This is a genomic window from Amycolatopsis sp. SID8362 (genome assembly GCF_010550475.1).
GTDB lineage: Bacteria > Actinomycetota > Actinomycetes > Mycobacteriales > Pseudonocardiaceae > Amycolatopsis > Amycolatopsis eburnea.
Map to the genome: position 1 here is coordinate 1 of NZ_JAAGNB010001057.1, position 7,704 is coordinate 7,704.

At 71.7% G+C, this 7,704-nt stretch carries 8 protein-coding genes; 5 read left to right on the forward strand and 3 right to left on the reverse strand.

Translation table 11 applies throughout. The features are described 5' to 3' along the window. The coding region (locus G3I65_RS32980; RefSeq protein ID WP_160699564.1) for a LysR family transcriptional regulator at positions 1-629 on the reverse strand (629 nt) is incomplete at its 3' end. A gap of 84 nt (positions 630-713) precedes the next feature. Here G3I65_RS32980 and G3I65_RS32985 point away from each other — a divergent pair. Continuing rightward, on the forward strand, positions 714-1,649 hold the full coding sequence (locus G3I65_RS32985) for an MBL fold metallo-hydrolase (RefSeq protein ID WP_160699565.1): 936 nt from the start codon (positions 714-716) through the stop codon (positions 1,647-1,649). Positions 1,650-1,697: 48 nt separating this feature from the next. On the opposite strand, the gene G3I65_RS32990 is transcribed toward G3I65_RS32985, so the two are convergent. Continuing rightward, positions 1,698-1,883, reverse strand: coding sequence for a DUF5302 domain-containing protein (locus G3I65_RS32990; RefSeq protein WP_004559232.1), 186 nt, complete (start codon positions 1,881-1,883; stop codon positions 1,698-1,700). 71 nt (positions 1,884-1,954) lie between these two features. Continuing rightward, positions 1,955-2,911 carry a winged helix-turn-helix transcriptional regulator gene (locus tag G3I65_RS32995; RefSeq protein WP_160699566.1) on the reverse strand — a complete coding sequence of 319 codons (957 nt, stop codon included), beginning with the start codon at positions 2,909-2,911 and terminating at the stop codon, positions 1,955-1,957. A 138-nt stretch (positions 2,912-3,049) separates the two neighbouring features. Here G3I65_RS32995 and G3I65_RS33000 point away from each other — a divergent pair, with 138 nt between their 5' ends. From G3I65_RS33000 to G3I65_RS33015, 4 genes are all read left to right on the forward strand, one after another. Beyond that, on the forward strand, positions 3,050-4,525 hold the full coding sequence (locus tag G3I65_RS33000) for a carotenoid oxygenase family protein (RefSeq protein WP_160699567.1): 1,476 nt from the start codon (positions 3,050-3,052) through the stop codon (positions 4,523-4,525). Continuing rightward, positions 4,522-6,219, forward strand: coding sequence for a class I adenylate-forming enzyme family protein (locus tag G3I65_RS33005; RefSeq protein ID WP_160699568.1), 1,698 nt, complete (start codon positions 4,522-4,524; stop codon positions 6,217-6,219). Before G3I65_RS33000 ends, G3I65_RS33005 begins: the two co-directional genes overlap by 4 nt. A gap of 4 nt (positions 6,220-6,223) precedes the next feature. After that, complete coding sequence (locus G3I65_RS33010; RefSeq protein ID WP_160699569.1) at positions 6,224-7,390, forward strand: acetyl-CoA acetyltransferase; 1,167 nt, start codon at positions 6,224-6,226, stop codon at positions 7,388-7,390. Then, positions 7,387-7,704, forward strand: a 318-nt coding sequence (locus G3I65_RS33015) for an LLM class flavin-dependent oxidoreductase (protein WP_160699570.1), incomplete at its 3' end; no start/stop codon positions are given. The genes G3I65_RS33010 and G3I65_RS33015, both read left to right, overlap by 4 nt.

Sequence of the window (7,704 nt, forward strand, 5' to 3'; positions counted from 1 at the left end):
CAGGTGCGCAGGATGGCGTCGTAGCTGCCCGGGGCCGCCGCGCGGGGCGCGTGCACCAGGCCCTCGCCCGCGAGGTCGGCCAGCGCCAGCGACGCGCGGCGGGCCAGCGGGGAATCGCGGGGGAGGACCACGCCCAGCGGGGTGTCGATCACCGGGCCCAGCTCCAGGTCGACCACGTCGACCGGCAGGTGCAGCAGGCCCGCGTCCAGCGAGCGGTCGGCGAGCAGCCGGACCTGCTCCGCGGTCGTCAGCTCCTGCAGGTCGAGCCGGACGGCGGGATGCCGCTCGGCGAACGCCGTCAGGATCGCGGCGAGGACCGGGCCGGGCAGCTCCGGGGGCACGCCCGCGCGCAGCGCGTCCAGCTCGCCGCGCTCGGCCTTCGCGACCAGCGACGTCATCCGATCCCACCGGGAGAGCAGGTCGCGGGCTTCGGCGCGCAGGACTTCGCCGGCTTCGGTGAGCGTGACGCGGCGGCCGCGGTCGAACAGCTTCGCGCCCAGCTCGGCTTCGAGCCGCTTGACGCGCTGGCTCAACGGCGGCTGCGCGATCCCGAGCCGCTCCGCCGCGCGGCCGAAGTGGAGTTCGTCGGCGACGACGAGGAAGTACCGCAGCGAACGGAGGTGGTCCACGCTGCGACGATAGCCGTTCCCGTATCGACATGCCGACGGATCGATCTTGGACAGCGGTCCGCGGTTCGTGGTCGGGTGTCCGATATGGACATGGGATTCAGCAGGCGCGGGCTGTTCGGCGCGGGAGCCGCGGCGGCGGCCATCCTGGCGGGCGCGGGACCGGCGGCGGCCGCCGCTTCGGGCACGTCGGGGATGACGCTTCGGTGGTGGGGGAACAACGGCTGGGAGATCCGCATCGGGCCGAAGACGGTCCTGATCGACCCCTGGCTGACGCGGTTCAAGACGGGGACGTACACCCCGGCGGGCGCGGACCCGAAGACGCCGCTGTCGGTGAACCGCGCGCTGATCGACGGCTTCCTCGACCGCGGCGAACTGCGCGCGGACCACATCCTGGTGACGCACGGCCACTACGACCACCTCACCGACGTCCCCTACCTGGCCAAACGCACCGGCGCGACGGTCATCGGCACCGAGACCCATTTGAGTCTCATGGCCGCGCTCGGCGCACCGGAGGACCAGCTGGCGGTCGCGTCAGGGGGCGAGGACCTGACATTCGACGGCTACTCGATCCGCGTCCTGCGGTCGCTGCACTCGGCGGTGGGCGCGCGGGCGCAGGTGCCGTTCCCGGGCTCGCGGCCGTTGTCGCGCCGGGACCGCCCGCGCGTGATCGAGGACCTCGTCGAGGGCGGCACGCTGGCCTACCAGGTGACCGGCGGCGGGGCGAGCGTGCTGGACTTCGGCGGCTCGAACTACGTGGAATCGGAGCTGGCGGGCCTGCGCCCGGACGTGGTGCTGCTGCCGGCCGGCGGGTCGAAGGTGACGCGGTACGTCCCGCGGCTGCTGTCCGTCCTCGGGCACCCGAGGTACGTGGCCGCGACCCACTGGGACGACTTCGACCTGCCGCTGGGGCAGGCGCACGACCCGAACGGCGGGCTGGACGTGCTGCGGACGGCGGTCGCGGCGGCGAGCCCGGCGAGTGCGTTCGTGGTGCTGGACCACCTGGGCGAGTTCACCCCGTAGACACACCGAAGGCCCCCACCGATCGAGGTGGGGGCCTTCGAAGAGCTGTCAGCCGCTCTTGCGGCGGAACGTCCGCTTGTTCGCCGCCGGGCCGTGGGCGTGCTGGTTCTTGCCGCCGCCGTTCTCGTGGGACGCGCCCGAACGAGCGTGGGCCTGCTTGCGTTCCAGCGCCTCGCGGAACTTGCGCTTGACGTCGTCCTCCTCGCCGCTGGGCGACGGGTTCGGTTCACTCATGCCTACCTCCGAAAACGACGACGTGTGACCACTCCAGCCTGTCAGCCGCGCACCCGCTTGGCGAGTCGATTTCAGCGTTTCGGGGAGGGAACCCCGCCGAACTGCACCGACTTGCGCAGCAGGGGGCGGCCGCAGTGGTCGCACAGCAGGATCGGCCGCAGCCGGTTGCCGCATTCGACGTGGTGCAGCGTGATGTCCGGCTCCTGGCCCGCCACCTCGAAGCCCCGCGACCACTCCGCGATGAACGCCAGCGCCGGGAAGAACGCCAGGCCCTTCGCGGTCAGCCGGTAGTCGCGCGCGTCCGCGCGGGTGGCCGCCGCGCCGGTGCGCAGCACGCCGACCTCGACGAGCTTGCTCAGCCGGCCCGACAGGACGCTCGGCCCGATCCCCAGCTCGCGCTCGAACTCCGAGAAGTGCCGGCAGCCGAGCAGCGCCGACACCAGCAGGCCGGTCGACCAGCGGTCGCCGAGCAGCTCCATCGTGTCGGGGAAGAACATCATCGGGTCGCCGGCCAGCGACTCGGCGTCCTTGCGGCGGAAGCGCTTGGACGCCGTCGCCGCCGCGACGCCGGTGCTGTCGAGGCGCTCGGCCCGCACGTCACGCGCGTCGACCCGGCGGCCGCAAGCCCCGCAGCCGAGGGGCGCTGATGTAGCCAGCTCGCAGTCGAGGTGGATCAACGTCGGCAGCACCTCGCGGCGGCCTTCGACCCACTCGCGCTCCCACGCCCAGATCGAGATCAGCAGCGGCCACAGCTCCAGGCCGCGCTCGGTGAGCCGGTACTCGTGCCGCGTGCGGCGCGCGTCGCGGTAGGGGACGCGCGTGAGCATGCCCGCGTCGACCATGTCCCGCAGCCGTCCCGACAACGCGGTCGGCGAGATGCCCAGGCGCAGCCGCAGCTCTTCGTAGCGCCGGAAGCGCAGGAACAGGCTCTGCAGGATGAGCAGCGTCCACTGATCCCCGACCAGCTCCAGCGCTCTGCGGAGCGGATCCCCCGCCGGCCGGACGCGGTGCGCGGTCGCCTCGGTCACCGTCTTCCCCCTCATTCTCAGCGGCCTCAGCGTAACACCTGACTACACCAAGAGAAGCCTATTGACACCTGGGTACACAAATCATAGTCTCGTCCCCATCAGCCAGCGCGGTGAGCCCGACAGTCAGGGAGCAGCCCGATGACCAGCACCTCCGAACAGCCGCTGATGGTGGCCCGTGCGGCGGACGCGGCCGAGGAGCCCAACCCGTACCTGCTCGGCGTCTACGCCCCGGTCGGCACCGAGATCGACGCCGAAGACCTGCAGGTCATCGGCGAGATCCCGAAGGACCTCAACGGCGTCTACCTGCGCAACGGCCCCAACCCGCGGTTCGCCCCGGAAGGCCGCTACCACTGGTTCGACGGCGACGGCATGATCCACGCCGTCCACCTGGAGAACGGCAAGGCCCGCTACCGCAACCGCTGGGTGCGCACCAAGGCCTTCGAAGCCGAGTCCGCGGCGGGCAAGGCGCTCTGGACCGGCGTCATGGAGAACCCGGCGGGCAACCCGTTCGGCAACTCGCACGGCCTCGGCCTCAAGGACAACGCGAACACCGACGTCGTCTTCCACCGCGGCCGGATCCTCGCCACCTGGTACCTGTGCGGCTCGCCGTACGCGGTCGACCCGCTCTCGCTGGAGACGCTGGGCGCCGACGACTTCCTCGGCACGCTGGTCGGGGACATGATGGCGCACCCGAAGGTGGACGAGGCGACCGGCGAGCTGTTCTGGTTCGACTACGGCCCGCGCCCGCCGTACCTGCGCTACGGCGTGATCAGCGCGGACGGCAAGGTCGTGAACACCACCGAGATCGAGCTGCCCGGCCCGCGCCTGCCGCACGACATGGCCATCACCGAGCGCTACGCCGTGCTGATGGACCTGCCGCTGGTCCAGGACCTGGAAGCCGCGAAGCTGGGCCGGCACAAGCTGCACTTCGACCGCTCGATGCCGAGCCGCTTCGGCGTCATGCCACGCTACGGCAACGGTAGCCAGATCCGCTGGTTCGAAGCGAGCCCGTGCTACATCTACCACGTCGTGAACGCCTGGGAAGAGGGCGACGAAGTCATCCTCGACGTCTGCCGCGTGCAGAAGCCGGCTCCGCGGCCCGACGCGCGCACGCCGCTCGCGAAGATGCTCTCCTACCTGCGCCTCGATGCCCAGCTGCACCGCTACCGCTTCGACCTGCGGACCGGCGCGTGCCACGAAGCGGCGCTCGACGATGCCAACACCGAGTTCCCGACCGTCGACGCCCGCGGCGTCGGCAGGCGGAACCGGTACTCCTACGCGGTGCACATCTCGCCCGAGTCGACGCTGAAGTTCGACGGGCTGGTGCGCTACGACAATCTTGCCGGCGCCAAGACCGAATACCGGTTCGGTCCCGGCCGGTGGGGCAGTGAGGCTCCGTTCGCACCCCGCGAAGGAGCGGCCGCCGATTCGGCGGACGGTCATCTGGTGACGTTCGTGCAGGACGAGCGCGAGGGACGCTCGGAACTGGACATCTTCGACGCCGCCGATCTCGCTGCCGGACCCGTGGCCAGGGTCCTGTTGCCCCAGCGGGTCCCGCTCGGTTTTCACGCGACCTGGGTCCGGGCGGACCAGCTGGAAAACCTCCGTTCATGAGATGCCATCGAGAGGGTCGCGCCCGGGACTTCCGGGCGCGGGGATGGTGGAGTGCGGAGACGATCGACCGGCTCGTGAAGGAGCGGGTCAGTGCCGACCCGGAGGGTCTCGCGCTGGTCGATCCACCGAACACCACCGCACTGGTCGGACGCGACCCGGTGCGGTGGACCTGGAACCGGCTCGACGAACGTGTCGACGTCCTGGCCGCGTTCCTGCTCGCCAGAGGGGTGCGAGCAGGTGACGTCGTGGCCGTGCAGCTGCCGAACTGCTCGGCCCTGGTCCAGGCGTTCCTCGCGATCGTGCGGATCGGTGCGGTGGTCACGCCGTTCCCGGTGTCCTACCGGGAGCACGAGATGGGTCCGATGTGCCGGCGCACCGGAGCCGTCGCCGTGGTGACCGCCACCAGATACGGCGAGCACGAGCTCGCCGGGGCGGCCCTTGGGCTAATCGGCGCTGCGGCGCCGTCGGTCCGGTTCGTCGTCGCCCGGGGGGACGACGAACCGGCCGGCGCCCTGGCCTGGCCCGAAAACCCGCTGTCCGAAGTGGAGAAGTCCACTCTGGACTCGTATTCGTCCACACTCGGCACCGACGTCAACGACTGCGTGACGATCTGCTGGACGTCCGGCACCGAAGCCGAGCCGAAAGCGGTTCCGCGCTGCCACGGCGACTGGCTCGCGACCGCGGGCGGCTGCGTCCAGGCCGCGGGGATCACGCGCGACGACGTCCTGCTCTCGCCGTTCCCGATGACGAACATGGCGGGCATCGGCGGGATGTTCTTGCCCTGGCTGCTGACCGGCGCCGTGTTCGTCCCGCACCACCCGTTCGACCTGCCCGTGTTCCTGGGTCAGCTCGCGGCCGAACGCGTGACGTACACGCTCGCGCCACCGGCGTTGCTGACCATGTTGCTGCACAACGAGAAGATCCTGTCCGGAGTGGACGTTTCGAGCGTGCGCAAGATCGGGTCCGGCTCGGCGCCGCTGTCGCCATGGCTCGTGCGCACCTGGGCCGAGCGGTACGGCATCGACATCATCAACTTCTTCGGCTCCAACGAAGGGACCGCGCTGCTGTCCGGTCCGGTGGACATCCCGGACCCCGATCAGCGTGCGAGCTACTTCCCGAACTACGCCTCCGACGTCACGTGGTCGACGCCCGTCGCCGGCTGGACGTCGGTGCGGCTGCACGACCCCGTCACCGGCGAGCACGTCACCGAACCCGGGCGGCCCGGCGAGCTGCACATCGCCGGGCCGACGGTGTTCGCCGGCTACCTGACGTCGCTGGGCGAGCCGCTCGACACGTCGTCCTTCGACGACGACGGGCACTTCCGCACCGGCGACGTCTTCGAGATCGACGGCGAGCGCGGGGAGTTCCTGCGGTACGTCGACCGGACGAAGGACCTGGTCATCCGCGGCGGGATGAACATCTCGCCGGCCGAGGTCGAAGGCCTGCTGGCCGGGCACCCGGACGTCGCGGACGTCGGCGTGATCGGGGTCCCCGACGACGTGCTGGGGGAGCGGGTGTGCGCGGTCGTCGTGCCGGGCGAGCGCAAGCCGTCGCTCGACGACCTGGTCGCGTACCTGCGCGAGAAGCGGGTGGCCGCGTTCAAGCTGCCGGAACGGCTTGAGTACGCCGACGCCTTGCCCCGCAACCCGGTGGGGAAGATCCTGAAGCGGAAGCTGCGGGAAAGTCTGGAGTGAGGCCATGACGGTGTTCGTGCTGGGCGGGGCGCAGAGCGACTTCGCGCGCAACTTCGCCAAGGAGGGACGCGGGATTCTCAATCTGTTTGCCGAGGTCGTGCCCGCCGCGCCCGAAGACGTCGGGGTCGCGCACGTCGGGAACCTCGCGGCCGAGCTGTTCACCGGGCAAGCTCAACTGGGCGGGTTGCTCGTGGCCGCCGTCCCGGCGCTGGACGGCGTGCCGTCGACCCGGCACGAAGCCGCGTGCGCGTCCGGCAGCACCGCCGTGCTCGCCGCGTGCGCGGACATCGAGGCAGGCCGCTACGACGTCGCACTGGTCGTCGGCGTCGAGCTGATGCGGAACGTCGACGGGCAGCGCGCGGCCGAGCACCTCGGATCCGCCGCGTGGGCCGGGCACGAAGCCGTCGGCGCGAAGTTCCCGTGGCCGGCGTTGTTCGCCGAGGTCGCCGCCACCTACGACGAGCGGTACGGGCTCGACCCCGAGCACCTCGGGCAGTTCGCTGCGCACGCTTTCGACCGCGCGGCACGGAATCCGCTCGCCCAGGCACGGGACTGGCGGTTCCCGGCCGGCGCGTTCGGGCCCGACGACGAGCTGAACCCGGTCATCGAGGGCCGGCTGCGCAAGCAGGACTGCGGCCGGATCACCGACGGCGCCGCCGCGGTCGTGCTGGCCTCGCCCGCGTTCGCCGGGCGGCTCGGCGGCGGCTTCCCGCGCATCGCGGGCTTCGGGCACCGCACGTCCCACATCGGGCTGGCCGAAAAGCTTTCCGCCGAGGGCGAGTACCTGTTCCCGCACCTGCGCGGCGCGGTCGTCGACGCCTACGAGCGCGCGGGGGTGCCCGGGCCGGACGCGCTCGACGTCGTCGAGCTGCACGACTGCTTCACGATCACCGGGCTGGTGGCGCTGGAGCACCTGGGCGCGGCCCCACCCGGCGACGGCGGCCGGTTCGTCGCCGACGGCGGCCTCGACGCGGCCGGGATCAACCCGGGTGGCGGGCTGATCGGCCTCGGCCACCCGGTCGGCGCGACCGGTGTCCGGATGCTGCACGACGTTTCCCGGCAGGTGACCGGGAAAGCGGGCGAGACGCAGGTCGAGGGCGCGCGGACGGCGTTGACGCTCAACGTCGGCGGCTCGTTCACCACGGTCGTCACGATGGTGGTCACCGCATGAGGCTGTCGGTGTCGCTGGGGCTCTGGCAGGACCGCCCGCCGGAGGAGGCGCTGGAGACGGCGCGCGCCGCCGAGGCGGCCGGGTACCCGGAGCTGTGGATCGGCGAGATGGCGACGTGGGACGCGTTCGCGCTGGGGACCGCGATCGGCGCGGCGACCTCGTCGATCTCGCTGACCTTCGGGCCGCTGGCGGTGACCGTGCGGGATCCGGCGACGATCGCGATGGGCGTCGCGTCGGTGGCGGCGCTGACCGGCCGCCCGACCGGGGTCGCGCTGGGGACGTCCAGCGACGTCGTGGTGCGCGGCTGGCACGGC

Coding starts and splice junctions, on each gene's coding strand:
- G3I65_RS32985 (WP_160699565.1), top strand. CDS start 714: ATGGACATGGGATTCAGCAGGCGCGGGCTGTTCGGCGCGGGAGCCGCG.
- G3I65_RS32990 (WP_004559232.1), bottom strand. CDS start 1,883: ATGAGTGAACCGAACCCGTCGCCCAGCGGCGAGGAGGACGACGTCAAG.
- G3I65_RS33000 (WP_160699567.1), top strand. CDS start 3,050: ATGACCAGCACCTCCGAACAGCCGCTGATGGTGGCCCGTGCGGCGGAC.
- G3I65_RS33005 (WP_160699568.1), top strand. CDS start 4,522: ATGAGATGCCATCGAGAGGGTCGCGCCCGGGACTTCCGGGCGCGGGGA.
- G3I65_RS33010 (WP_160699569.1), top strand. CDS start 6,224: ATGACGGTGTTCGTGCTGGGCGGGGCGCAGAGCGACTTCGCGCGCAAC.